This window comes from Nocardioides sp. YIM 152315, from assembly GCF_029210375.1.
Taxonomy (GTDB): Bacteria; Actinomycetota; Actinomycetes; order Propionibacteriales; family Nocardioidaceae; genus Nocardioides.
Genome location: NZ_JARGER010000038.1, coordinates 275,390 through 298,548 on the forward strand (window position 1 = coordinate 275,390; position 23,159 = coordinate 298,548).

Here is a 23,159-nt window from a genome sequence, read left to right on the forward strand (position 1 = left end):
GACGACCGTGCCGCTGAACAGGCCCGCCCTGTCCCTGGGCCCCGGGCCTCGCGGCGTGCAGGACGCACGCCGTTGGGTGGTCGACACCTGCCACGAGATCGGCCGCGACGACCTGGTGGAGTGCGCGGAGCTCGGGGTCTCCGAGCTGGTCACCAACGCCCTGCTGCACGGCCGGCCACCGCTGTCGGTGCGGGTCAGGGGCACCCGCGAGCACCCGCGCGTGGAGGTCCGCGACCAGTCCACCGACGTGCCGCCGATGCCGACCACCGGCCCGCGCGAGGAGGACGACCTGCTGCTCACGTTCGGCCGCGGCCTCGGCATCGTGGCGCGCTGCTCCACCGCGTGGGGGGTCGACGTCGAGGAGGACGGCAAGACCGTCTGGTTCGCCCCGGCGGCCCGACCCGGCGGCGACCCGGTGCCCGGCCGGGTCACCGGCGAGCCGCCGGCCACCACCGCCGCGCCGTCGCCCGATGAGATGCGCATCGACATCGTCGGCGTACCGCTCCGCATGTTCGTGGAGTTCCAGCGGCACTACCGCGAGCTGCGCCGCGAGGTCCGGCTGCTCGCGCTCGCCCACGAGTCCGACTACCCGCTCGCCAAGGACCTCTCCGACCTCTTCGGCTCGCTCGAGCGCGACCTGCGCGAGGGCATCGGGGCCGGCCAGATCGAGCACGCGCTCACCTCGGGCGCCGCCACGGCGGACCTCCACGTCGCCATGCCCCGCCCGACCGCGGCCACGATCGGCCACTTCATCGAGCTGCTCGACCTGGCGGACGCGTTCTGCCGCGAGGAGCGACTGCTCTCACTGGCCCGGACCCCCGACCAGCGGCGCTTCCAGCGGTGGTTCCTGAGCGAGTTCGTGCGCCAGCACGGCGGCGAGGCGCCGCTGTCGTGGAAGGATGCGCCCGTGTCGCGTCCCCAGAGCAGCGTGTCTTGACCGACGGCGCCACCGGCGACACCCCGATGCCCCGGTTGGTCGCCGCGGTCGCGGTCGGCGGAGCGGTCGGTGCGCTGGCGCGCTGGTGGCTCAGCGAGGCGCTCCCGCCCGGTGCCGACGCCTTCCCCTGGACGACCTTCGTCATCAACGTGAGCGGCTCCTTCGCGCTCGCGCTCCTCCCCGCCTTCGCTGCGGTACGGCGCAGCCGGGCGCTGGCCGTCGGGCTCGGGCCGGGTGTGCTCGGCGGATACACGACGCTCTCGACGTACTCCGAGCAGACGCGCGCCCTGCTCGACCGTGGCGAGACGCTCACCGCCGGCTGCTACGTGCTCGGCACCCTCGCGGCCTGCCTGGTCGCGGTGGCCGCGGCCGACCACTGGTCGACGACGCAGCAGCGCCGTGCCTTCGCGGACGAAGGCGGCGACGAGTGACCCCGCTCCTGGTGGCCCTCGGCGCCGCCGCGGGAGCCAGCCTGCGGTTCCTGCTCGGCACCCGCTACGACAGGACGTGGCACCGCGGCACGTTCGTGGCGAACGTGCTGGGCTCGTTCCTGCTCGGGCTGTTCTCCGCGCTCGCGCTCTCCGGGCACGCGTTCGCCCTGCTCGGCACTGGCTTCTGCGGCGGGTTCACGACGTACTCGTCCTTCGCGGTGCAGTCCCACGACCTCGGGGCGCGACGCGGCGCGGCGTACGTCGTCGCGACGGTCGGCCTCGGCCTGGCCGCCTGCACCGCGGGCTGGATGATCGGTCAGGCGTAGCCGAGGTCGTGCAGCCGGTCGTCGTCGATGCCGAAGTGGTGGGCGACCTCGTGGACGACGGTGATCCGCACCTCGTCCTCGAGCTCCTCGACGCTCGCGCACATGTCGAGGAGGGGGTTGCGGAAGACGAAGATGCGGTCGGGCAGGTCCATCATCGGGCCACCCCAGCGCTCGGTGAGCGCGACGCCGTCGTAGAGGCCGAGGAGGTCGCGGGGCTCGCCGTCGGGCGGCTCGGCCTCGACGAGCACGACGACGTTGCGGACCAGCGAGGCGAGCTCGTCCGGGATGCCGTCGAGCGCGCGGTCGACCAGCGCGTCGAAGTCCTCGGGCGACAGCTCCACCGGCATGCGCTCATTGTGTCCGGCCGCCCGAAATGACAGCGACCCCGGACCACACGGTCCGGGGCCTCGCTGTGTCTCTGCGGTGGCGACCCCGACGGGACTCGAACCCGCGGCCTCCGCCGTGACAGGGCGGCGCGCTAACCAACTGCGCTACGGGGCCAGGTGCTTCATTTGCGGAAGCGGTGGAACTCTAACCCACCCGCCTCCCACCTTCACAATCGGCAGCGGGTGCCGCTCGTGCTCGCACCCCCAACCGGATTCGAACCGGCGCTACCGCCGTGAAAGGGCGGGGTCCTGGGCCGCTAGACGATGGGGGCCTTGACGCACGCAGAAGCATACGGGCCGTGGGACGATCCGGTGGTGTCCACCCATCCCTCGCGACACCTGCTGCGGGCCCGCGACCTCGCGGACCGGCGGTACGCCGAGCCGCTGACCGTCGACGACCTGGCGCGGGAGGCGGGCTGGTCGACGGCCCACTTCGCGCGGGAGTTCCGCCGGGTCTTCGGAGAGACGCCGCACCGGTTCCTGCTCAGCCGGCGGATGGAGCGGGCGGCGGCGCTGCTGCGCGACACGGACCGCCCGGTCACGGAGATCTGCCACGCCGTCGGGCTGAGCAGCCTCGGGTCGTTCACGGCCCGCTTCACCCGCGTGTACGGCGTGCCACCCACGACGTACCGCGCCACCTTCCCGCCCGCGCAGCGGCACCTGCGGATCCCGGCCTGCGTCACGATGGCCTACGGGCGCCCGCAGACAGCAGTTCCGGAGAAGCACGGGTCCGGCTCGGCGGCCTAGCGTCGAGCCATGATCCGCATCGCGAACGCACAGTTCTGGGTCCACGACCAGGACGTAGCCCTCGACTTCTACACCCGGGTGCTCGGTTGGGAGGTCCGCTCCGACGCCACCATCGAGGAGTGGCGGTTCCGCTGGCTGGTCGTCGCCCCGCCCGGTCAGGACGGCCCCGGGCTGGTGCTGATGCCGGTGCCCGGGCCGCCGATGCTCGACGCCGAGGCCAGCGCACGGCTCGCGTCGCTGGTCGCCCAGGGCGCCGGCGGCACCCTCTTCCTCGAGACCGACGACTGCCAGGCGGCGTACGACGAGCTGTCGGCCCGCGGCGTCACCTTCAACGACCCGCCGACGGCGCAGGCCTACGGCATCGACACCTCCTTCCGCGACCCGTCGGGCAACAACGTCCGGCTCACCCAGGTGCTCGAGTTCGACCCGTCTCGACCCTGAACCCGCGGTTTCGTCGGGCCGGTCGGGCTCCTGTAGGGTGTGCGTCGCTCGGGCAGGTAGCTCAGTTGGTACGAGCGTCCGCCTGAAAAGTGGAAGGTCGGCGGTTCGACCCCGCCCCTGCCCACGAGCGACGAGGCCGCAGCCGAACCGGTTGCGGCCTCGTTCCGTGTCCGGACCCTCAGGATCCGCGGGGTTCCGCCGATTCCGCAGGCGTGTCGCTCGCCCGCCTCGTCTCCGCCGTCACCTCGCTGTGCGCGCTGGCGGTCGTGCTCCCCGCGGGTGCCGGCCACGCGGCGCAGGCCGAGCCCGTCGAGCTGCGGATCGGCACCTACAACGTGATCTCGCGGGCGACCCTCGAGACGTTCGAGGCCGCCGTCAGCCGGGTGAAGCCCCACGTCGACGTCCTGGGTCTGCAGGAGATCGGCATGAACGAGAAGAACTGGTGGCTGCTCGACGACCCGGCCTGGGGCTACTACCGGCCGCCGGCGCTCCAGCAGAACCCCGTGATCTGGGACCGCGGCCGCTTCGAGTTCGTCTCCGGCGACGGGGCGCTGCTCTCCGAGGCCGACCTGGTCGAGCCCCTCAGCGGGGCGTACGACGAGCCGAAGTCGGCCAACTGGGCCACGATCGTCCGGCTGCGCGACCTCGCCACCGGCGAGCTCGTCACGTTCGTCAACGTCCACCTGGTCGCGTATGCGATCAGCGCCGGCCGGTTCATCCCGGAGCGGCCACGCACCGCGCGCCTCTACCGCCAGCAGCTGCGCACCCTCGTCGGCGTGGTGGGCCTCGAGCGCCAGACCAGCAGCGCCGTCTACGTCCTCGGCGACTTCAACGCCGGCTACGAGGAGGACCTGCGCACCCACCGGCGCGCGCTGCCGGTCCGGCAGTTCGGCGCCATCGGCTTCCGCTCGATGTGGGAGCGGAGCCGCGTGCTCCCCCGGCGCTTCGGCACCCACGACAACGACTCGCTGATCGACCAGGTCTGGAGCCCGGCGCGGCCGCTCACGACCCGGATCATGAGAGGCGTCCGTGGCTCCGACCACCGGCCCGCGATCGGCACGTACGCCGTCGGGTAGCCGGTCAGGCGATCCGCTCGCGGGGTACGGCGAGCCGCGGGACGCCGCCGAGTCCGGGGCGGTAGCGCACGCGGTCGGCGTACTCCTCGAGCGTGCGGTAGAGCGTCTGGTGGGCCGTCCACGGGAGCGGCTCGGCGCCGTCGTACCAGCTGTCGCCGAACGAGATCCACACCGGCGTCCAGTCGGCGGCGACGTCCCATGCACCGCGGCGGGCCATCAGCAGGCGCCGGCGCTCCTGGAAGGCCCGGCGCGGGCCGTCGGCGCAGATCGGCGCGGTCGCGATCGGCCACAGGCGCAGGTCGAGGGTCATCAGGTGCACCTCGAGCTCACGCAGCGCCGCCGGATCGACCAGGACGGTCGCGACGTTCTCGTGAGGCACGCGCTCCATGCGCGCACGCTTCCCTGCGGCCCGCGCCTTCGTCAAGAGCCGAAGCCCACGAAGGCCACGATCGCGGCGACGATCGCGTCGAGGTCCGGTGCCGGCGGCCGGGCCGGGCCGGTGCGCCTCTCGACCTGCGCGACGAAGGCGGCGTCGGCGGGCCGGGTGCCGCCGCAGAGGCCGGCCTCGAGCGCGGGTCCGGTCGTCGTCGCGAAGACGACGTACTCCCGGCCCTCGCGCATGCCCTCGAGCCCGCAGGACGCTCCGGACCGCACCGAGGCGACGTCGACGGTCGCGCCGACCCCGCCCTCGAGCACCCGATCGACGTCGAAGTGGTAGGTGACCGGGTCCGTCGACGAGACGACGGCGTCGCCGTCCGCGGGTGGCACCTCGATCTCGGCGAGCGTCCCGACGAACACCGCGTCGGCGTGGTCGACGAGCTGCCGCGGCCCGGCGGCCGCGCACGAGCAGGCGTACAACGCGGTCGGGGTCAGGGCCACGAGGCCCAGACCGACGGGCACGAGCAGGCCGGCGAGCAGCAATCGCGGCGACGTCATGGCGATGCGACGGTCCGACGCTCCGCCCGGTTCCGTCGACCGACCCGGCGTCAGCGACGCAGCATCGGACGGAACGACGGGCTGACGACACCGGTCGCCGACCGGGCCGGCAGGGGGCGGAGCTCCCGACCGCCGTACGCCGGCCCGTCACCGCGCGCGTCGTACCGCAGCCAGGTGTGCGCCGGCCCCTGGCCGCGCCCGGGCTGCGACCAGTCGCAGACGCCGTCGGGGAAGACCGCGGCGAGCCGGTCCCACTGCGCGGCGGTGAACGGGAGCGGCGATCCGAGGTCGGCGCGGTCGAGCGGCTTCAGGCTGCAGGCGACGATGTCGTTGGCGAGGGGCCCGCCGGCCTCCTGCCGCGGCGTCGACAGCCGGGTCTGGAGCACCTGGAGCTCCTTGACGTCGCACAGCGGGCCGAGGGCGTCGACCACGCAGCGGTCGGTGAGGTCGGCCGGCCTGTCGGCCACGACCTTGCGGGCGAGGGGCCGGCGCGAGCGGTCGGCCTCGATCGCGCTCAACCAGGCGTCCATCTTCGTGAGCGCCTCGGTCGCCCAGGTGAGGCTGCCGATCAGCGGCACGGGCCCGAACCACATCGCCCGGTTGTCGGTGTGTCCCTGGTCGGCCTGCAGCCGCTCCTCGGTCCAGAACGCGTGCGCGTAGTCGTGGGCGAGGCCCGGGTCGGGGCCGCCGTGGTTGATCATCGCGACCTCGTCGAGGTGGTTGGCCTCGTTGATCAGCCCGGTGCGGTAGGCGTTGGCGATCGATGCGGGGTCACCCGCGATGCGCTCGGCCGTCGGGCGGGAGTCGACGTCGATGCCGCCGATGCTGGCGTTGAGGTCGACGAACTGGGCGGGGGTGATCGCGCCGGCGCGCAGGGCGGAGAGCCCGTAGAGCACGCCGGTGTTGGCGAACGGGATGCCGCCGAAGCCCCGGCCCACCTCGCTCTCCTCCGGTCCCCACGCCTGCTTCGGTCGCGGGCCGAGCTGGTTGACGAGCAGGTCGAGGACCGAGCAGCGCACGCCGGCCGGGTTGGTGGCGTCGTCGTACCGCGTCGAGACGTCGCCCGGGACGGTCGCGTCCGTGCCGGAGCAGTCGTGCTCGGGGTCGAGCGCCGCCTTGAAGAGGCCCTCGTCGGCGACGACCGCGTTGAGGTGCGAGAGGTGGCCCTCGACCTGGGCCATCTGGGTCGGGAGCCAGAGCACGCCCGGGCCCCAGCGCGACGGGTCCTCGAAGTAGCGGCGGAGCAGGTGGTAGTCGGCGAACTGCGCGCCCGCGGTGAAGGTGTCGGGGTAGGAGCAGGTGGTGATCAGGCCCTGGTAGATGCCGGGGTAGGCGTTGGCCACGGTGTGCTGGGCGATCGACCCGCCGGAGCAGCCGGTGCCGATCGTGTAGCGCAGCGTGCCGTAGCGCTCGACCAGCCGCTCCTTCGCCATCATCACCGACTCGGCGTTGAGCGCGACGTTGCAGTTGTGGCCGGTGTTGTCGAGCGCGGTCGAGAGCACCGCGAAGCCCTTCCCGAGCGCGGTGACGAAGCTCGGCGTCGCGCCGGGGATGCCGTCGAAGGTGCCGGAGTAGTCGGCGAGCGGCGGCTCGCCCGGCGCGTACGACGACCCGCAGCCGCCGCCGTGGGTGACGAGGAGCTTGTGGTTCCACTGCCGCTGGGGCCTCGTCGCGGTCCAGTCCCGCCCGGGCCGGAAGAGCGTCAGGATCGTGTAGCGGTCGCGGTCCTGGAAGCCCTGCTCGCGGCGTACGACGAACGGCACGGTCCTGCCCGTGTCGGTGGTCGTCGTCGCGACGTCGCTGGGCGGGTCGTCGAGGTCGTAGGGCTGGAGCGCGGTCTGCAACGGGCTGGTCGACCGGTAGAGGTAGTCGTAGCGCGCCGGCTGGTTGCACGCGCGGTCGCGCGCGGTCTCCTGGCAGCGGTAGTGCCGGGTCTGCGGGCCGCTGAACACCGGGCCGCCGTTGGGATGGTTGGTGACCTCGATGCTGCCCCTGCGGGCGCCCGGGGCCGTGGCACGGATGGTGCTGGTGCCGAGGCGGAGGCGGGTGACCAGGCCGGTCAGCGTCCGCGCGCCGGTGCGCGAGAAGTGCCCCGAGAAGTGCCCCGAGAAGTGCTTGGTGACGTCGCGTCCGCCTGCGGTGATCGTGACGGTCCTCGCGCGGATGCCCTTCGGGACCCGCACCGCCACGAGCGCGTCTCCCCCGCTCACCAGGTCGGCCCGGTTGGACAGCACCTCCACCCGGCGCCTGGGCACCGGGGCCGGGCTCGCCGCCTCCTGGTGGAGGGGCACGAGCAGCGTGCCCAGCAGCGTGGCGACGATCAACCGGACGGACATGCCTTCGTCAACGACGGTGGGCGGTGGCGGTCACACGGTGCCTGGGTCTCGCTGCTCGAAGAGGGACACGACGATCCCGTCCGGCCCGCGCACGTAGGCCATCCGCACGCTTCCCTCGTACTCGCCGATGCCGGCCACGAGCCCGTACCCGTCCGCCGCCACCGCCGCCACCGCCGCGTCGAGGTCGCCGACCTCGAAGGAGACGTTGCGCAGGCCGAGCTCGTTGGCCATCGCATTCGGCGATCCGGGCAGGTGGTCGGGAGTGACGAAGCTCGAGAGCTCGAGCAGGGACCCGCCGCCGGGCGGGCGCAGCATCGCGATCTCGCAGTGTGCACCAGGGATGCCGCAGACGGTCTCCACGAACTCGCCCTCCACGGATCCGGTGCCCTCGACCTCGAGCCCCAGCCCGACGAAGAAGGCCGTCGCCCTGCCGAGGTCCGCGACGGTGATGCCGACATGGTCGAAGCGTCGTACGTGTGCCATGAGATCCACCCTCCATCGGTCGGTCCTGTCGACTCCACCCCGGGACGGAGCCACAGCGCGGATCTCGACATCCTCTCGCCGCACGCCGCCGACTCGTGCGCTCCTCCGACCAGCCGATTCGTGGTGCTGGGCTCCGCCGGTCGGGGACGGTAGAAAAACTTCTGAAGACTTCTGCGTCGAAGGTGTCGAATCCGGCTGGACGCTCCGACGTCAGGGTGAAAGGCAAAGTTCCGCACCACCGAAGCCCCAGGAGGCTCCCATGAAGTACATGCTGCTGCTCCGCCACGAACCCGACGCCGGCCCGGCCGAGGGCACTCCCGAGTTCGACGCCGAGATGGCGAGCTGGGGAGAGGTGATGGGCGAGCTCGGCCAGGCCGGCTCGATGGTCGCGGCCCACGGCCTCGACGCCGAGGCGACCGCCACCACCGTGCGCATCCGCAACGACGAGGCCCTGGTCACCGACGGACCGTTCGCGGAGACCAAGGAGTCGTTCTTCAGCTACATCATCATCGACGTCGCGGACCTCGACGCCGCCCTGGGCTGGGCGAGGAAGATGCCCAACGCGACGTACGGCTCGGTCGAGGTCCGGCCGCTGTCCAAGCACGAGCAGGACGGGTGACCGAGGCGGCCGAGGCCGTCGAGCGGGCGTATCGCGAGGAGTGGACCGCACTCCTCGCGACGCTCGCCGGCCAGCTCGGCGGCGACGTCGGGCTCGCCGAGGATGCGGTCGCCGAGGCGTTCACCGCCGCGGTGGCCGAGTGGCCCACCCGGGGAGTCCCCTCCCGGCCGGGAGCGTGGCTCACCACCGTCGCGCGCCGCAGGGCGATCGACCGGATGCGGCGCGAGGCCACCCGTTCGGCCGCGCTCGACCGCTTGGAGACGCTGATGAGGGACGACGACACGACCGATCCCGAGCCGCCCGACCGCAGCGGCGTGGACGACGACCGGCTGCGACTGCTGTTCACCTGCTGCCACCCGGCGCTCGCGCTGGAGGCCCGGGTCGCGCTCACCCTCCGGGTCGTCGGCGGCCTGGAGGTGCCCGAGGTCTCCCGCGCGCTGCTGACCACCGAGACCACGATGTACCAACGTCTGGTCCGGGCGAAGCGGAAGATCAAGACCGCCCGGATCCCCTACCGCGTGCCCGGCGCGGAGGAACTCCCCGACCGGGTGCACGGCGTACTGCACGTGATCCACCTCGTCTACACCGAGGGGCACGTGGCCAGCTCCGGTGACGACCTCGTCCGGGTCGACCTGTGCCGGGAGGCGATCCGGCTCAGCCGCCTGGTCGTCGAGCTGCTGCCCGCCGACTCCGAGGCGCTCGGCCTGCTGGCGTTCCTGCTGCTGACCGACGCCCGGCGCCCGGCCCGCACCGACGCCGCCGGCCTGCCCGTCGCCCTGGAGGACCAGGACCGCGGCCGCTGGGACCAGGCCGCCGTCTCCGAGGGCACGGCGATCCTCGAGCGAGCCCTCGGGCTCCGGTCACCGGGCCCGTTCCAGGTGCAGGCGGCCATCGCCGCGCTGCACGCCGAGGCGCCGCACCGGGACGCCACCGACTGGCCGCAGATCGCAGCCCTGTACGGCGAGCTCTCCCGGCTGGCCCCGTCACCGGTCGTCACGATCAACCGGGCCGCCGCGCTGGCGATGGCGGACGGTCCACACGTCGCACTCGCCCTGCTGGCCGACCTCGATGGCGACGAGCGGCTCGAGCGCTACCAGCCGCTGCACGCCACTCGTGCCGAGCTGCTGGCCCGGGCCGGCGACGCGGACGGCGCGGCGATCGCCTACCGTCGCGCGATCGAGCTCACCCAGAACGCCGCCGAGCGCGCGGCGCTCGAGGCACGGAGTCGGCGCGTACGTCGCACCTGACGTCTGGCGTGAACCTCGTGAGCCCTCAGGGCGCACTCGGCCGCTCTCGCAGCCGGCCTGCGAGTTGGGCGACGGGCTCGGGGGTCGCGATGAGTTGTCGCGGCGCCCCTGGTCCGTCCGGAAGGTGCGGGAGACGGTCGAGGTCGGTCGCGGTCGCTTCGCCGGCCCTGGCCGCAGAGCTCCCACGGGGGCGGGCTGCGGCTAGGTCAGTCGCTCGAAGACCATCGTCGCTTGGATCCGATCACCGCCCCCGAGGCCCTTGCTGCCTGAGGAGGCAGTCGTGATGGTGTGGAGTCGGTAGCCGAGTGCGGCCTGGGCGTTGATGGCGTTCTCGAGCTCCGTCAGGTTCCCAGACCCGGTGCCCCACATCTTCTCCTTCAGGATCACTTGGAGGACGACGTAGCTTGCGCTCTGCGGGGCCGGACGCGGTTGGGCGCCGGCGACGGCCTCGGCTTCGATCCTGCGGATCACCCCGGCCACGCCGCCACCGCTGTCGGCGTGGGGCTGCCGAACCTGGTCGGTCCACTTCTCGCCGTCCCACCAGCGCTGCGTGCCCGCGCCGTCGTCGTACCAGCCTGCTTGCGCGTTGCCCACGATTTCCCCCGTCTGCCGAAGACTGAACGATGCGTCGGCATGCTACGTCCGGCGGAGCCGGTGCACTCCAGGAAGCGGCGCACGCCACGAAGGAGCCGAAGGAGCACCACCCGGTCAGACGTGGCGGAACGATGACGCCGTCTCTCGCCTGTCGGTCCCCCGTGGCCCGGTCGAGGATCCAGTGCGCCGGGGCCTGTTGGAGTGACGCACCCGCAGGTCGCGCGGTCAGCGGCAGATCCGGGCAGTGATGCCGGACGCGCTCTAGTCTCGTTGTCGTGTTCACCATGGAGCAGGTCGACGACCTCCATGCACGCCTCGGTCGCGCGGACTCGTTGGCCGACTACCTGCAGGGCCTGGCGGCGATAGGGGTCGTCCGCTTCGAGTCCTTCGTGTCCGATGGCCGCTCGGAGTTCCACGGAGCCGACGGACAGGTGGTCGTCTCACCGGCGCACCACGAGGTGCTCGAGATCGCCGAGGTGAGCGACCGCGACGCGTTCATTCAGCACCTCCGACGTCACGGCGATGGCCAGACCTCCTACCTCGAGATGTCCGAGGGCCTGGCGAGAAGCGGGCTCGAGAAGTGGGTCGCCGACACCAGCGCCATGACCATGACGTACTGCGATCTGGCAGGTGTGGTGCTCCTGGTCGAAGAGGTGCAAGAGCGCCGCCGGTGAGCGCAACCGTCATCGGCAAGCGCCGGAGGTCGAGCAGGCGGCGGCATCGCTCCCATGACCGAACAGGGGATCCATCTGCGAGATCTCCTGCGCGCGAGCGATGCGGTACCTACGGTGTGCGCCATGAGCGACACCGTCGGCGGCAGCCCGGAGAAGGTCCCGCCCGGTTGGTACCCGGCCGACGGGGAGCTGCGATGGTGGGACGGCGACCAGTGGACCGAGCATCGCGCTCCACTCGTTGGTCCTGCGTCGCCCGCCGCCCAGCCGGTCGGCTACCCGACCCAGGCTGCCACCTACCGGTACGGAACGAGCCCGGTTCTCTACACCGACGCTCGCACCAACGGCGCCGAGGTCGTCATTGCCTGGATCGCCACCGTCCTCACGCTCGGCTACATGCTGCCGTGGGCCATCGCGGCCACCCGCGGCAAGTCGAACAGCTGGGCCGTCGGCCTGGTCAACTTCCTGCTCGGCTGGACGTTCGTCGGCTGGGTGGTGGCGCTGGTGATGGCTTGCAGCTCTCACCAGGTAGTCGCAGCACGCTAGCGCAAGGATGCGGATCCACTCGGACAACTCCTCCACGTCGGCAGGTCCGCGTTCCTCTCGCGGCTGCTAGAGGTGACACAGGCTCCGTGGTTCCGTCCGGCAGGTGGTCGGTGCGCGAGGCTAGGCTGCCGCCATGTCGATGGTCCACACCGATGCGGTGTTCTTCGAGGACGACAAGGCATTCGAGGCCTGGCTGGCCGCCCATGCGTCGACCACCTCGCACGTCTGGATCCGGATGGCCAAGAAGGGCACCGGAGTCGCCTCGATCGACTGGACGACGGCCGTGGACGTCGCGCTCTGCTTCGGCTGGATCGACGGCATCGCGCGGCGGCTCGACGACGAGTGGTACGTGCAGCGGTTCACCCCTCGGCGCGCGAGGAGCGTCTGGTCGAAGATCAACCGCGAGCGCATCGAGCGCCTCACCGCCGAGGGGCGGATGCGCCCCGCCGGCCTGGCCGAGGTGGAGAGGGCGAAGGCCGACGGTCGCTGGGACGCCGCCTACGACAGCCCGGCCACCGCGGTGGTGCCCGACGACCTCGCCGCCGCCCTGACCGCGCGCGGCCTCACCGACGTCTACGCCGCGCTGGACGGCCGCAACCGCTTCGCCATCCTCAACCGCGTCCAGACCGCGGTGCGCCCCGAGACCCGCACCCGCCGCATCGAGCAGCTCACCGACGCCCTCGCCCAGGGCAAGACCCCGCACCCGGCGCCGACGAAGAAGTCCGGCACCCAGCAGGGCGCAGCCGACCGTCCACGTTGACCAAGGGCTGCGTCGCAGAGCGGATTGATCTCTCTCCGGCACAATCGAGACCGTGAGGCTCTGCCTACTGCCCAGCCCTCTGGCAACGCCAGCGGTGGCGGGTCGCCTCGCGTCCGCACTGGAAGACCGTGGGCACCGGGCGGTGGTCGCCGAACGCGGCGGAGTCAACACGACTCAGATGCTGGCTGGGTTCGTCTCGGCCGCTAGCGGCGCCGACGTGGTCATACCCCACTCCAACGCCGGCAGATTCGCCCCGGCGGTGGCCGACGCGGTCGGGGCGAAGCTCGTCTGCCTCGACTCGCTCCTGCCCGGGGGCGACCCGGACCCCGAGTGGACGGAGTTCATGCGCTCACGGGAGCTGCCCGACGGACTCCTCGCCCCCTGGTCGACCTGGTGGCCTCGAGAGGACGTCCAAGCCTCTGTCGGGGAGTACTGGGATCTGCTCGTCACCGACGAGCCGCGGGTGCCGCTGCGGCTGCTGCTCGAGCAGCCGCCGGCTTCGCAGGACTGGCTCGCGCGTCGCTCGGGCTACATCGCATTCGGCCACGGCTACGCCGCGCAGGCGTCGCTGGCTGAGGCCAACGGCTGGGAGGTGCGACGCCTCGACGGTGAGCACCTGCACCTGCTCACCGCCCCCGACGAGGTGGCCGACACCGTGCTGGAGGTGGTCGAGCGGCTCGACTAGTCACGACAGGTCCGACCGACGGCGATCTGGTCGGACAGCTCGTCCACCAGCTCACGCGGTGGCGTTCAGAGCCGGGCGAGAACGGTACCCCCGTGGATGCCGATCACCTGTCCAGTCGTGAAACCCGCGTCGGGCGAGGCGAGGTGGGCCACCAGCGCCGCGACCTCGTCGGGGGTGCCAGGGCGTCCCATCGGGATGCGGGCGATGCGTTGCTCGACCAGCTCCGGAGTGCGCCGACCGTCCCAGAAGCCGGTCTCAGGGATGAAGCCCGGCGCCACGGCGTTGACGGTGATGCCGTCGGGGGCGAGCTGGGCAGCGAGATCGGTTACCCAGACATTGAGGGCACCCTTCGCGGCCCCGTAGGAACCTGCGCCGCGGAGCGCCGCCACCGAGGACATCGCAATGACCCGTCCACCGGGCCTCGACAGTCGTGACCTGAGCGCCTCCGTCACGAGGACTGCGGAGACGACATTCAGTCGGTAGTCGGTCAACCAGTCGTGGGCCAGGTCGGCGAGCGTGTCGCCGGTGGACGGGGAGTTGCCGCCGGCGTTGTGGACGATGACGTCAATCCGTTCGGGAAGCGCGTGCGCCAGGCGTGCGACCGCGTCGGCGTCGGTCACGTCTGCGACGACGGTCGAGACCGACGCTCCGAGATCGGCGGCGGCACGGTCGAGCACCTCGGCACGTCGGCCAACGATCGTGGTCTGTAGCCCGTCGGCGACCAGCCTGCGCGCGACAGCGAGCCCGAGACCGGTTCCGCCGCCAGTGACGAGAGCATGACGAGACATGTCTCGCACGCTACTCAGTCACTGAACCCGCCCCTCCCGCCACCCCCGATGGCCAGAACGCATCGGAGTCGCGGTGCCGTCTCGCGACCGGCACCAGCGATGTCCAAGCGAGCCGGATCTCCTCCCGGCCCACCACGTCCGCCGGAGTGACGCGCGTGAACCTCATCGGCGGGATAGCCAACGACGGAATGGTCGTCCACTGGGACTGGAAACGACCATCTCGTCACTGGCTATCCCGTTGGGACGCCTCGGGCTGCTTCACTCTGGGCCGCAATGCCGCGAGCCGTACCGATTCACAGGTTCGACAGGACGGACGGTCCGGACGGGGCTGCTTGGGGCCGCACGGCTCTCGACGGGATCGACCAGCGACGGCGGTTCCATCGCAGCCTGCCTACGACGGGCCCTCTCCTCGCCGGTCCTCGACCCAGCGGGTGGCGTCGTCGTACGCCGCGTCGAGGGCCTCGAAGAAGACCGGCGCCTGCTGGACGATGTTGTCGGTGCCGAGATCGTCGGCGAGGCCGGTGCGGGAGAGGAGCTCGGCCTGCTCCGGGTCGATGCCGACGACCATCAGGCGACAGCCGTGGTCGTCGAGCTGGCGGGCGCGGCGGCGGAGCGACTTGAGGACCGTCGAGGACGGGATGTCGGGCACCGCGCGGGCGTGGAGGATCACCACCGCGTTGCGGGCATCCGCGCTGCGCGGCCAGACCTCCTCGAGGCGGGTCACCTCGGCGAAGAGGCCGGCGCCCTCGTGGTGGAGGACGGTGACCGCGTCGCTCGGGAGCTCGGCGGGGACCGCGGTGGCGCGCCACCGGCCGTCCTCGCGGACCAGGGCACGCAGGCGTCCGCTGCGCTCGGCGCTGACGCAGAAGAGCAGCAGGGAGAGGCCGGCGCCGAGGAGGATCGCCTGCTGCAGCGGCAGCTCGGTCGTGGCGAGGAAGGTCGCGAGCATCGCGGCGGCCGGCAGCAAGCCGGTGTGCAGCACCAGCCGGATGTCCGGGAGCCGCCCGACGACGAGCTCGGCGCCGATCACGATGACCAGGCCGCCGATCACCGGCATCGGGATCAGCTCGGCCACGCCGCCGGCGACGAGCACGACGAGCGCGAGGAAGACGCCGGCGAAGATGCCGGCCCACCTGGTCCGCGCGCCGGCGCTCGTCGCCACCCCGGTGCGCGACAGCGACCCGCCGGTGGGGAGCGCGCGGAAGAACCCACCGGCGAGGTTCGCCAGGCCCTGCGCGGTGAAGTCCCCGGACAGGTTGGTGCGGCTCCCGTCCGGGTTCGGTACGGCGGCGCCGATCCCGGCCGCCTGCGCCAGCGCGACCAGCGCGACGGCGACCGCGCCGGCGAGCAGGTCGGGCATCACCCCGGGGTCGGGGAGGATCGGGTGTGGCAGCCCGCTCGGGACCTGGCCGATGTCGCCGACGTCGCGCACGTCGATCGAGAAGACGACGACCACGACGGTGACGACGACCAACGCCGCCAGGATGGCGAACGGCTCGAGCCGCGGCACCAGGCGTACGGCGACCCACACCGCGACCGTGCCGAGCGCGACGAGGAGCGTGGTGACCTCCCAGTCGGCCACGTGCGCGAACGAGTCGACGACCTTCGCGATCGTGTTGTGGGCGTCGGTCTCGTAGCCGGTCGCGTCGCCGAGCACGCCGGCGACGATCTGCAGGGCGATGCCGCTGGTGAAGCCGGTCATCACGGCGTTCGACACGAAGCTCATCACCGAGCCCAGCCGGAGCAGGCCGAAGACCACCATGATCGCGCCGACCAGCACGGTGAGCGTGGCGACGTTGTCGAGGTCGTCGGGATCGAGGCCGGCGCTGGAGAGCACGCTCTGCGAGGTCAGCGCGATCGCCGACGTGAGTGTGGTCGTCATCAGCACGGTGCGCGAGAAGAGCGAGCCGACCGTGGTCGGCACCATGCCCGAGTAGAGGCCGAGCACCGGGTTGAAGCCGCCGATGCTCGCGTAGGCCATGCCCTCGGGGATGCTGAAGAGTCCCGTCACGAAGCCAGCGACGGCGTCCTTGGGCGTCGGGCGACCCACGCGGAGCTTCGGTCGGCGCACCCGCTCACTGTCGCGGGACCGTGCGATCTCCCACGTCACCCCCTTCGGGTGAACCCGCAGCAATCCCTCGGCCCTAGCGTTGCCGGCATGGCCCTCGATCTCTCGGACCGGGCGGACTTCGACGACGGCACCCTCGGCCCGGTTGCCCGCTTGGAGTCCAGGGCCCTCGACGGCCTCCGGATCGGCTCCCGCATGACGCCCGGCACCCATGTGGCGGCCGAGACGAACGCCCGCTTCCCGGATCACGGCGCCCGCTGCCCGGGAGCGAATGCCACCCACCCGCTGCACCCGATCGTCACACCCTGAGGAGGCCGACATGGGTGCCGTCATCGGGGACGTGCTGCCGCTCGCGGTCGCCGTCCTGATCAGCCCGATCCCGGTCATCGCGGCGATCCTGATGCTGCTCGCACCGCAGGCCAGGGCGGCCAGCGTCGGCTTCATGGTCGGCTGGCTGGTCGGCATCGTCGTCGCGCTCGTCGTGTTCGTCGCGCTCGCCGCGGTCATCCCGCAGGAGGACGACGACGTGTCGCATCCGGTCGCCGGCACCGTCAAGATCGTGCTGGGGCTGCTGATGCTCGCGCTCGCCCTCCGGCAGTGGCGCGGGCGCCCGCACGAGGGCGCGGAGCCGGCACTCCCGGCCTGGATGGCGGCGATCGACACGATGACGCTGGCCAGGGCGACCGCGCTGGGCTTCGCGCTCTCGGCGATCAACCCGAAGAACCTGCTGATGACGGCGAGCGCAGGGGTCCTGATCGGCACGGCCGACCTGCCCGTCGGCGACGTCGCGGTCGTGATCGCCGTGTTCACGGTGGTCGCCGGCGCCTCGGTCGCGGTGCCGGTGACGGGCTACCTCGTCGCCCGGGAGCGGATGACCGCTCCGCTGCAGTCCCTGCGCGTGTGGCTGGTCCACAACAACGCCGCGGTCATGGCGGTCCTCCTGCTCGTCGTCGGCGCCACCATGGTCGGCAAGGGCATCGGCAGCTTCTGAAGCCCACGACGCCGCTGCCACGGGTCGGGTAGGAATGGGACATGGCAGCCGCAGGTCCCGACGGGCCGGGGAGTGACCCCGCCCTCCTGCGGCGTCTCTTCGAGGCGCTCCCCGACGGCCTGTGGCTCTTCGACGACGACGGCGTCACGACGTGGGCCAACGCCGCGATGGCGCGCATCCTCGGCCGCGACCCGAGCGAGATGGTCGGCCTCCCCGTCGCGGACACGCTGGACGACCAGGGCCGCCTGGACTTCGCCCGCCACCTCGGCGCCATGGTCGCGACGGGCGCGGGCGACCAGAACGTCGAGTCGTACTTCGTGCGGCCGGACGGCACCGCGGTCTGGGGCCTGATCAGCTTCGCCCCGGTCTTCGACGACGACGGCAACCGGGCCGGCTGGCTGCACCGGGTCACGCCGTACACCGAGCGCAAGGAGCTGCACGACGCGCTCGTGGAGCAGGAGAAGCAGCTGGCGACCGCGCAGCGGATCGCCCACCTCGGCAGCTGGGCGTGGGACGTCGCGGCCGACCGGGTCGAGTGGTCGGACGAGATGTGCCGCATCTTCGGCGCCCCGCTCGGCTCGAGTCTCGACTTCGAGGGCTACCTGCAGCTGGTGCACCCGGACGACCGCGAGCACGCCGCGGCGTCGATCCGGGCCGCCGCCGACTCCGGCGCCGACAGCTACGAGTTCGACCACCGCGTGCTGCGCGGTGACGGCGAGGTGCGCTGGGTGCGCGGTCGCGGCATCGTGGAGCGGTCGCCCGACGGCACCGTGGTCGGGATGAGCGGCACGACCCAGGACATCACCGACGTCCACGACGCCGCCGAGCAGGCTGCCGAGGCCACCCGCCGGCTCGTCCTGCTCCAGCAGATGACGATGGCCGCCAATCGCGCACGGAGCCTGCGCGAGGCGCTGCTGATGATGGGCGCCGGCGTGCCCGAGCACACGACCTGGGCGGCCGTCTGCGCGTTCCGGTACGACGTGCCGGGCGACGCCCCGGAGCTGCTCGACCTCGGGGCGGAGGAGGCCGGCGTCGACCCGGACCGCGCCCTCGCGGACTCGGCGTGGTCGACCGGCGAGGTCACGATCGGCGTCCCGTCCACGCTGGCCGACACCCATCGGCTGGTCGCGATGCCCGTCCGCGCCGGCGACGAGGTCGCCTGCGTGGTCGAGCTGCTGGCGGACGAGATCCCTCCCGACGAGCACTCGCACCAGCTGATGGCCCAGATCGCCCACCAGCTCGGCGTGGTCGCCGAGCGCGAGCGCAGCGCCGCCCAGCTGGCCGAGGCGCGCGACGAGGCGATGGAGGCGTCCCGGCTGAAGTCGGAGTTCCTCGCCACCATGTCGCACGAGATCCGGACGCCGATGAACGGCGTCATCGGCCTGACCGACCTGCTGCTCCGCACCGACCTCGACGAGCACCAGCGCCGGCTGGCCGGCAACCTCCAGAACGCCGGCATGACCCTGCTCGGGATCATCAACGACATCCTCGACCTCTCGAAGATCGAGGCGGGCAAGCTGGAGCTCGAGGTCGCCGACTTCGACATCCGCGCGGCCTTCGACCAGGTGGCCGCGGTGCTGAGCGGCCCCGCCCACGAGAAGGGGCTCGAGCTCGTGGTCGCCTGCCACCCCGACGTACCGCTGCTGCTGCGCGGCGACCCCGTGCGCCTCGGGCAGGTGGTGAGCAACCTCGGCAGCAACGCCGTGAAGTTCACCGACAGCGGCGAGGTCGTGATCGAGGCCCGCGTCGAGCGGCAGACCCCACGCGACGTGGTGCTCCGCGTCGACGTCACCGACACCGGCGTCGGCATCGAGCAGGCGGCCCGGGAGCGGCTCTTCGAGGCCTTCACCCAGGCCGACCCGTCCACCACCCGACGTCACGGCGGCACCGGTCTCGGGCTCGCGATCTCCCGCCGGCTCGTCGCGGCACTCGGCGGTGAGCTGTGGGTGACCAGCGAGCCGGGCGTCGGCAGCACCTTCTCCTTCACGGCGCGGCTCGACCGGGTGACGGGCACGACGAACCGCGACTTCGACGTGCCCGTCCAGCTCCGCGGCCGCCGGGTGCTGGTCGTCGACGACAACGAGACCAACCGGATGATCCTCGAGGGCCAGCTCGCGGCGTGGCACATGCGCGCGTTCGCCGTACCGTCCGCCGAGGAGGCGATGCCGGTGTTGCGCGAGGCGGCCCAGCTCGACGACCCCTTCGAGGTGATCGTGCTCGACCTGCGGATGCCGGGCACCGACGGGCTCGAGCTCGCGCGGATGGTGCGCGCCGACCCGCGGGTGCCGCCCGCCGAGATGCTGCTGCTCAGCTCCGAGCAGGTGCCGCGCCAGCAGGTCGCCGACGCGGGGATCCGGACCAGCCTGAGCAAGCCCGTGCGACACGTCGAGCTCCACGACGCGCTGCTCGGCGTGCTCGCCCCGCGCCCCTACGTCGGCCCGGGTCCGCGCGGCGGCGCCGGTGCCGACCTCGGCCTGCGGGTGCTGGTCGTCGAGGACAACCCCGTCAACCAGCTGGTCGCGACCGGCCTGCTCGAGAGCCTGGGGTGCACCGTCGACGTGGCCGACGACGGCAGGGCGGCGGTGGAGAAACTGGCCGGCGCCCACGGGTACGCCGTCGTGCTCATGGACTGCCGGATGCCGACGATGGACGGCTTCGACGCGACCCGCCTCATCCGCGCCCAGGAGCCTCCGGGCCAGCGGGTGCCGATCGTCGCCATGACCGCCTCGGCGCTCGAGGGCGAGCGCGAGCGCTGTCTCGCGGCCGGCATGGACGACTACCTGACCAAGCCGGTCGACGCCGGCGAGGTGGAGCGCGCGCTGCGCAGCTGGGGCGGCCTGCCGCCGGCGCCGCCCGCCCCGGTCGTCCCGCCCACCGCGCCCGATCCGGCGTCGGTCGAGGCCGCCGCGTTGATCGGTGTCCTCGACCCCGAGCGGGTGCGCGTCCTGGAGGGGCTCGTCAAGGACGGCACGACCTTCTTCGAGCGCACGGCGGCGTCGTTCATGGGCAGGGTGGGCGACCTGCTCCTCGCGATCCGCGGGGCGATCGAGCGCGGCAACCCGGACGCGCTGCTCAGCTCTGCCCACCAGCTCAAGGGCAGCGCCCTCAACCTCGGCCTTCCCCGCGTCGCCGCGGCGGCCGAGCGGCTGGAGTCGCTGGGCGCGGCCGGCCGCACCGAGCGCGCCGAGGAGATGCTCGACGAGCTCTCCGCGGAGGTCGACGTCGCCGTGTCGGCGCTCCAGCAGGCCACCGCCCGAGGTGAGTGACCGCGACTGGGAGAATCCTGCGGTGCTCCCGCGCTTCGAGATCGTCGACCGCCGCCGCCCCGTCGACCTGGTCGTGCCGGGATCGTCGCTCGGCGAGGTCGTGGCGCCGTACGCCGCGGTGACGGGCCTGGGCTCCCTCGAGCTCGCGGCGGGCGCCGACCGCCTCGTGGGGCGCTACGACGGCGATGCGGTCTGGCTCGAGGTGACCACGGGCGGCCGCACGACCCGGCACCGCTCGCGGCGGCTCGCGCGCCCGAACGGGCCGGTCCACGAGGTCGGGCTCACCCTCACCGGCACCCATCTCACCGTGCTCACCCGGGACGACGGGCCGTGGGTCGCCCGCGCCCGGGTGGACCTGCGGGAGCGGATCGACACCCGCGACGAGGCCTGGCTGGCGCGGCTCGCCGGCGACGGCGCGGCGGCCGGCCGGTTCGGTCAGCTGGGGTTGCGCGACCTCCGCCTGGTGTCCGGCCTGCCGGCCGGCCGGATCGTGCTCTCCGCGACCAGCGCGGGGCCGGGCTTCTTCGACACCGCCCACACCTCGCTCTGGGAGCTCGAGCCGCGGTCGCTGACCCTGACCCACCTCTCGGACGTGTTCTTCCGGCGCCCGGACCGGGCGGGGACGTTCGGTGACCACGCGACGCACGTCCTGCGCGACGGCGACGAGTGGCTGGTGGCGACCAGCACGTGGGGCGACTTCGACCGGAGGCGGCCCGCGGTGGGCGTGACGATCGCGCGGACCACGGCCGACCTGCTCACCGGCGTACACCTCCTCGTGACCGAGGCCCTGCCGCTGCCCGTCGACGGGCTGCGGTCGGTCGGGGTCTGGGACCCCCACCTGGCACGCACCGACGACGGCTGGCTCGTCGGGTTCGTGAGCGCCACGAGGTTCTTCCGGTTCCACCCGGCGCTGGCGGGCGGTCCCTCGCTCGACGCGCTGACGCTGCGCGGCGCCGCGACCGGCCTCACCCAGGCCGAGGGCACGACGCTCGCACACCTCGACGGAGCCTGGCGGGTGCTCGCCAGCGACAAGCGGGCCGCGCGCTACCCGACCTACGACCTGGCGATGCGCGAGACCGGCGCGCTGGCCGCGCCGTACCCCACCAACATCCCCTGGCCGACGCTCGTCCCGGACGGCGACAGCTGGCTGCTGGTCGGGTTCAACGGCGCGGCGTACGGCGGCCGGATCCCGGGCTACGGGACGCACGGCGAGGTGGTTTTCATGCGACCCGCGGCGGCGCCTACTGTGTGAGGTAGGGCACCCGCCACCCCTGGATGCCTCCCGCCCGCCACACCACCCCGTGGCGTCACACCAGAAAGCAGGACCATCCATGTCCGACGTCTTCGAACCGGGATCCGAGCACGAGCAGGTCGTCTTCGCCCACGACCCCGCCACCGGCCTCAAGGCCATCATCGCGATCCACTCGACCGCCCTCGGCCCCGCGCTGGGCGGGACCCGGTTCCACCCCTACGCCTCGACCGCCGACGCCCTGCGCGACGTGCTCAACCTCTCGCGCGGCATGTCCTACAAGGCGGCGCTCGCCGGCCTCGACCTCGGCGGCGGCAAGGCCGTCATCATCGGGGACCCGGCCACCGCGAAGAACGAGGCGCTGCTGCGCGCCTACGGTCGGCACGTGCAGTCGCTCGGCGGGCGCTACTACACGGCGTGCGACGTCGGGACCTACTCGGTCGACATGGACCACATCGCGCGGGAGTGCTCGTTCGTCACCGGCCGCACCGTGGCCCACGGGGGCGCGGGCGACAGCTCGGTGCTGACGGCGTACGGCGTCTTCCAGGGGATGCGCGCGGCCGCCCAGGTGGCGTGGGGCAGCACCTCGCTGGCCGGGCGCACGGTGGGCGTCGCCGGCGTCGGCAAGGTCGGCAGCCACCTGGTGCGCCACCTCGTCGAGGACGGCGCCTCGGTCGTGGTGACCGACGTCCACGCGCCCGCGGTCGAGCGGGTGCGCTCCGAGCACCCCGCCGTGCGGGTCGTCGCGTCGGAGGGCGAGCTGGTCGCGTCGCAGCTCGACGTCTACGCGCCGTGCGCGATGGGCGACGCGATCACCGACGCGGTGGTCGACGTGCTGTCGGCGAGGATCGTCTGCGGCGCCGCCAACAACCAGCTCGCCCACCCCGGCATCGAGAAGGCGCTCGAGGAGCGCGGCGTCCTCTACGCGCCCGACTACTGCGTCAACGCCGGCGGCCTGGTGCAGGTCGCCGACGAGCTCGAGGGATTCTCGTTCGACCGCGCCCAGCAGCGCGCCGCGCGGATCTTCGACACCACCCTGGAGGTCTTCGAGCTCGCCGCGTCCGACGGCGTACCGCCCGCCATCGCGGCCGACCGGCTCGCCGAGCGGCGGATGCGCGAGGTCGGCCGGCTGCGCGGGATGTGGCTGCCGCGACTCTGACCGTCTGATGGATTCACCGGTGAACCGGGGAACCTGTCACTTCTCGGGTGTCGCCACGCCTCAGACGTGAGGGTTTCACCGGTGAACCGGGGAACGACGAGCGGCTGAGAGTCAGTCGCGTCGGGAATCGGAGTAGTCCGACCACTTCTCGAGCTCTTCCGGCTCGAGCTGGTCGGTGTCGTCCTGCTGGCTCTGCCCGTGCAGCTCGTTGGCCAGCGCCCCGAAGTCCGTCTCGTGAGTGCGGTACTTCAGGTCGCGGGCGACCTTCGTCTGCTTGGCTTTAGCTCGGCCGCGCCCCATAGGGTCAGCCCCCTCGCACACTCGGCCGGGGCGCTCAGGCTCCCGGGCTGATTCTCAGAGTTCTCGTGGAGCCAACGCTACCTGCTGGGTGGCTGTTCCCGCACATCGGTTCGACCG

Annotated in this window: 26 protein-coding genes and 3 tRNA genes; 18 read left to right on the forward strand and 11 right to left on the reverse strand. The window is 72.5% G+C overall.

Going from position 1 to position 23,159, the window contains the following annotated elements:
• Nucleotides 1–7: 7 nt before the first annotated feature.
• The 3 genes from PZ894_RS15790 to PZ894_RS15800 are packed head-to-tail and all read left to right on the forward strand — an operon-like array spanning nucleotide 8 to nucleotide 1,694.
• A complete protein-coding gene (locus PZ894_RS15790) occupies nucleotides 8–937 on the forward strand; it encodes an ATP-binding protein (RefSeq protein ID WP_275746225.1) in 930 nt (309 codons plus the stop codon).
• Nucleotides 934–1,368, forward strand: coding sequence for a fluoride efflux transporter CrcB (gene crcB / locus PZ894_RS15795; protein WP_275746227.1), 435 nt, complete (start codon nucleotides 934–936; stop codon nucleotides 1,366–1,368). The genes PZ894_RS15790 and crcB overlap by 4 nt, the downstream gene beginning before the upstream one ends.
• Nucleotides 1,365–1,694, forward strand: a complete 330-nt coding sequence (locus tag PZ894_RS15800) for a CrcB family protein (protein ID WP_275746228.1) — start codon at nucleotides 1,365–1,367, stop codon at nucleotides 1,692–1,694. The genes crcB and PZ894_RS15800 overlap by 4 nt, the downstream gene beginning before the upstream one ends.
• Here the strand turns inward: PZ894_RS15800 and PZ894_RS15805 are convergent.
• The 3 genes from PZ894_RS15805 to PZ894_RS15815 all read right to left on the reverse strand — a co-directional run bounded on the left by PZ894_RS15805 (nucleotide 1,685) and on the right by PZ894_RS15815 (nucleotide 2,352).
• Complete coding sequence (locus PZ894_RS15805) at nucleotides 1,685–2,041, reverse strand: metallopeptidase family protein (protein WP_275746230.1); 357 nt, start codon at nucleotides 2,039–2,041, stop codon at nucleotides 1,685–1,687. The two genes, PZ894_RS15800 and PZ894_RS15805, sit on opposite strands and share 10 nt — an antisense overlap.
• 77 nt (nucleotides 2,042–2,118) lie before the next feature.
• Nucleotides 2,119–2,195: transfer RNA gene (locus PZ894_RS15810), tRNA-Asp, on the reverse strand.
• Nucleotides 2,196–2,279: 84 nt separating this feature from the next.
• Nucleotides 2,280–2,352, reverse strand: a tRNA-Glu gene (locus tag PZ894_RS15815).
• A gap of 43 nt (nucleotides 2,353–2,395) precedes the next feature.
• Here PZ894_RS15815 and PZ894_RS15820 point away from each other — a divergent pair.
• The 4 genes from PZ894_RS15820 to PZ894_RS15835 all read left to right on the forward strand — a co-directional run bounded on the left by PZ894_RS15820 (nucleotide 2,396) and on the right by PZ894_RS15835 (nucleotide 4,344).
• Nucleotides 2,396–2,827: an AraC family transcriptional regulator gene (locus tag PZ894_RS15820; protein ID WP_275746231.1), complete on the forward strand. Its 432-nt coding sequence runs from the start codon at nucleotides 2,396–2,398 to the stop codon at nucleotides 2,825–2,827.
• A gap of 9 nt (nucleotides 2,828–2,836) precedes the next feature.
• On the forward strand, nucleotides 2,837–3,268 hold the full coding sequence (locus tag PZ894_RS15825; protein ID WP_275746232.1) for a VOC family protein: 432 nt from the start codon (nucleotides 2,837–2,839) through the stop codon (nucleotides 3,266–3,268).
• Nucleotides 3,269–3,318: 50 nt separating this feature from the next.
• Nucleotides 3,319–3,392, forward strand: a tRNA-Phe gene (locus tag PZ894_RS15830).
• 88 nt (nucleotides 3,393–3,480) lie between these two features.
• Nucleotides 3,481–4,344: an endonuclease/exonuclease/phosphatase family protein gene (locus tag PZ894_RS15835; RefSeq protein ID WP_275746234.1), complete on the forward strand. Its 864-nt coding sequence runs from the start codon at nucleotides 3,481–3,483 to the stop codon at nucleotides 4,342–4,344.
• Between the two features lie 4 nt (nucleotides 4,345–4,348).
• Here PZ894_RS15835 and PZ894_RS15840 read toward each other — a convergent pair whose 3' ends face one another.
• The 4 genes from PZ894_RS15840 to PZ894_RS15855 are packed head-to-tail and all read right to left on the reverse strand — an operon-like array spanning nucleotide 4,349 to nucleotide 8,099.
• Nucleotides 4,349–4,732 carry a hypothetical protein gene (locus tag PZ894_RS15840; RefSeq protein WP_275746235.1) on the reverse strand — a complete coding sequence of 128 codons (384 nt, stop codon included), beginning with the start codon at nucleotides 4,730–4,732 and terminating at the stop codon, nucleotides 4,349–4,351.
• A gap of 32 nt (nucleotides 4,733–4,764) precedes the next feature.
• Entirely contained in the window at nucleotides 4,765–5,280 is a 516-nt protein-coding gene (locus tag PZ894_RS15845) for a hypothetical protein (protein WP_275746236.1), read from the reverse strand.
• Nucleotides 5,281–5,330: 50 nt separating this feature from the next.
• Nucleotides 5,331–7,616, reverse strand: a complete 2,286-nt coding sequence (locus tag PZ894_RS15850; protein ID WP_275746237.1) for a DUF6351 family protein — start codon at nucleotides 7,614–7,616, stop codon at nucleotides 5,331–5,333.
• A 30-nt stretch (nucleotides 7,617–7,646) separates the two neighbouring features.
• On the reverse strand, nucleotides 7,647–8,099 hold the full coding sequence (locus PZ894_RS15855) for a VOC family protein (protein ID WP_275746239.1): 453 nt from the start codon (nucleotides 8,097–8,099) through the stop codon (nucleotides 7,647–7,649).
• A 259-nt stretch (nucleotides 8,100–8,358) separates the two neighbouring features.
• Between PZ894_RS15855 and PZ894_RS15860 the strand changes: the two genes are divergently transcribed.
• Both PZ894_RS15860 and PZ894_RS15865 read left to right on the forward strand, forming a co-directional pair.
• Nucleotides 8,359–8,718: a YciI family protein gene (locus PZ894_RS15860; protein WP_275746240.1), complete on the forward strand. Its 360-nt coding sequence runs from the start codon at nucleotides 8,359–8,361 to the stop codon at nucleotides 8,716–8,718.
• Entirely contained in the window at nucleotides 8,715–9,965 is a 1,251-nt protein-coding gene (locus PZ894_RS15865) for a DUF6596 domain-containing protein (protein WP_275746241.1), read from the forward strand. Before PZ894_RS15860 ends, PZ894_RS15865 begins: the two co-directional genes overlap by 4 nt.
• Nucleotides 9,966–10,166: 201 nt before the next feature.
• Here the strand turns inward: PZ894_RS15865 and PZ894_RS15870 are convergent, their stop codons facing one another.
• Nucleotides 10,167–10,559 (reverse strand): DUF2510 domain-containing protein, encoded by a 393-nt coding sequence (locus tag PZ894_RS15870; RefSeq protein WP_275746243.1) that lies wholly within the window; start codon nucleotides 10,557–10,559, stop codon nucleotides 10,167–10,169.
• 284 nt (nucleotides 10,560–10,843) lie between these two features.
• On the opposite strand from PZ894_RS15870, the gene PZ894_RS15875 reads away from it, so the two are divergent.
• The 4 genes from PZ894_RS15875 (at nucleotide 10,844) to PZ894_RS15890 (ending at nucleotide 13,221) form a co-directional block, all read left to right on the forward strand.
• A complete protein-coding gene (locus tag PZ894_RS15875) occupies nucleotides 10,844–11,233 on the forward strand; it encodes a DUF1398 family protein (protein WP_275746421.1) in 390 nt (129 codons plus the stop codon).
• 123 nt (nucleotides 11,234–11,356) lie between these two features.
• Nucleotides 11,357–11,776: a superinfection immunity protein gene (locus PZ894_RS15880; RefSeq protein WP_275746245.1), complete on the forward strand. Its 420-nt coding sequence runs from the start codon at nucleotides 11,357–11,359 to the stop codon at nucleotides 11,774–11,776.
• 133 nt (nucleotides 11,777–11,909) lie between these two features.
• Nucleotides 11,910–12,536, forward strand: a complete 627-nt coding sequence (locus tag PZ894_RS15885) for a YdeI/OmpD-associated family protein (RefSeq protein ID WP_275746246.1) — start codon at nucleotides 11,910–11,912, stop codon at nucleotides 12,534–12,536.
• A 217-nt stretch (nucleotides 12,537–12,753) separates the two neighbouring features.
• Nucleotides 12,754–13,221, forward strand: coding sequence for a hypothetical protein (locus PZ894_RS15890; protein ID WP_275746248.1), 468 nt, complete (start codon nucleotides 12,754–12,756; stop codon nucleotides 13,219–13,221).
• A gap of 65 nt (nucleotides 13,222–13,286) precedes the next feature.
• On the opposite strand, the gene PZ894_RS15895 is transcribed toward PZ894_RS15890, so the two are convergent.
• Entirely contained in the window at nucleotides 13,287–14,009 is a 723-nt protein-coding gene (locus PZ894_RS15895) for an SDR family oxidoreductase (protein ID WP_275746249.1), read from the reverse strand.
• 391 nt (nucleotides 14,010–14,400) lie between these two features.
• Complete coding sequence (locus tag PZ894_RS15900; protein ID WP_275746250.1) at nucleotides 14,401–16,080, reverse strand: SulP family inorganic anion transporter; 1,680 nt, start codon at nucleotides 16,078–16,080, stop codon at nucleotides 14,401–14,403.
• An 87-nt stretch (nucleotides 16,081–16,167) separates the two neighbouring features.
• Between PZ894_RS15900 and PZ894_RS15905 the strand changes: the two genes are divergently transcribed.
• From PZ894_RS15905 to PZ894_RS15925, 5 genes are all read left to right on the forward strand, one after another.
• Nucleotides 16,168–16,386: a hypothetical protein gene (locus PZ894_RS15905; RefSeq protein WP_275746251.1), complete on the forward strand. Its 219-nt coding sequence runs from the start codon at nucleotides 16,168–16,170 to the stop codon at nucleotides 16,384–16,386.
• A gap of 10 nt (nucleotides 16,387–16,396) precedes the next feature.
• A complete protein-coding gene (locus PZ894_RS15910; protein ID WP_275746253.1) occupies nucleotides 16,397–17,068 on the forward strand; it encodes a GAP family protein in 672 nt (223 codons plus the stop codon).
• A gap of 41 nt (nucleotides 17,069–17,109) precedes the next feature.
• Complete coding sequence (locus PZ894_RS15915) at nucleotides 17,110–20,334, forward strand: PAS domain-containing hybrid sensor histidine kinase/response regulator (RefSeq protein WP_275746255.1); 3,225 nt, start codon at nucleotides 17,110–17,112, stop codon at nucleotides 20,332–20,334.
• 22 nt (nucleotides 20,335–20,356) lie between these two features.
• A complete protein-coding gene (locus PZ894_RS15920; protein ID WP_275746257.1) occupies nucleotides 20,357–21,586 on the forward strand; it encodes a hypothetical protein in 1,230 nt (409 codons plus the stop codon).
• Nucleotides 21,587–21,665: 79 nt separating this feature from the next.
• Nucleotides 21,666–22,742 (forward strand): Glu/Leu/Phe/Val dehydrogenase dimerization domain-containing protein, encoded by a 1,077-nt coding sequence (locus PZ894_RS15925; protein ID WP_275746260.1) that lies wholly within the window; start codon nucleotides 21,666–21,668, stop codon nucleotides 22,740–22,742.
• Between the two features lie 111 nt (nucleotides 22,743–22,853).
• Here the strand turns inward: PZ894_RS15925 and PZ894_RS15930 are convergent, their stop codons facing one another.
• Complete coding sequence (locus PZ894_RS15930) at nucleotides 22,854–23,042, reverse strand: DUF3073 domain-containing protein (RefSeq protein WP_275746261.1); 189 nt, start codon at nucleotides 23,040–23,042, stop codon at nucleotides 22,854–22,856.
• Between the last annotated feature and the right edge of the window lie 117 nt (nucleotides 23,043–23,159).

Coding starts and splice junctions, on each gene's coding strand:
- PZ894_RS15805 (WP_275746230.1), bottom strand. CDS start 2,041: ATGCCGGTGGAGCTGTCGCCCGAGGACTTCGACGCGCTGGTCGACCGC.
- PZ894_RS15825 (WP_275746232.1), top strand. CDS start 2,837: ATGATCCGCATCGCGAACGCACAGTTCTGGGTCCACGACCAGGACGTA.
- PZ894_RS15840 (WP_275746235.1), bottom strand. CDS start 4,732: ATGGAGCGCGTGCCTCACGAGAACGTCGCGACCGTCCTGGTCGATCCG.
- PZ894_RS15845 (WP_275746236.1), bottom strand. CDS start 5,280: ATGACGTCGCCGCGATTGCTGCTCGCCGGCCTGCTCGTGCCCGTCGGT.
- PZ894_RS15850 (WP_275746237.1), bottom strand. CDS start 7,616: ATGTCCGTCCGGTTGATCGTCGCCACGCTGCTGGGCACGCTGCTCGTG.
- PZ894_RS15855 (WP_275746239.1), bottom strand. CDS start 8,099: ATGGCACACGTACGACGCTTCGACCATGTCGGCATCACCGTCGCGGAC.
- PZ894_RS15860 (WP_275746240.1), top strand. CDS start 8,359: ATGAAGTACATGCTGCTGCTCCGCCACGAACCCGACGCCGGCCCGGCC.
- PZ894_RS15875 (WP_275746421.1), top strand. CDS start 10,844: ATGGAGCAGGTCGACGACCTCCATGCACGCCTCGGTCGCGCGGACTCG.
- PZ894_RS15880 (WP_275746245.1), top strand. CDS start 11,357: ATGAGCGACACCGTCGGCGGCAGCCCGGAGAAGGTCCCGCCCGGTTGG.
- PZ894_RS15885 (WP_275746246.1), top strand. CDS start 11,910: ATGTCGATGGTCCACACCGATGCGGTGTTCTTCGAGGACGACAAGGCA.
- PZ894_RS15895 (WP_275746249.1), bottom strand. CDS start 14,009: ATGTCTCGTCATGCTCTCGTCACTGGCGGCGGAACCGGTCTCGGGCTC.
- PZ894_RS15905 (WP_275746251.1), top strand. CDS start 16,168: ATGGCCCTCGATCTCTCGGACCGGGCGGACTTCGACGACGGCACCCTC.
- PZ894_RS15910 (WP_275746253.1), top strand. CDS start 16,397: ATGGGTGCCGTCATCGGGGACGTGCTGCCGCTCGCGGTCGCCGTCCTG.
- PZ894_RS15915 (WP_275746255.1), top strand. CDS start 17,110: ATGGCAGCCGCAGGTCCCGACGGGCCGGGGAGTGACCCCGCCCTCCTG.
- PZ894_RS15925 (WP_275746260.1), top strand. CDS start 21,666: ATGTCCGACGTCTTCGAACCGGGATCCGAGCACGAGCAGGTCGTCTTC.
- PZ894_RS15930 (WP_275746261.1), bottom strand. CDS start 23,042: ATGGGGCGCGGCCGAGCTAAAGCCAAGCAGACGAAGGTCGCCCGCGAC.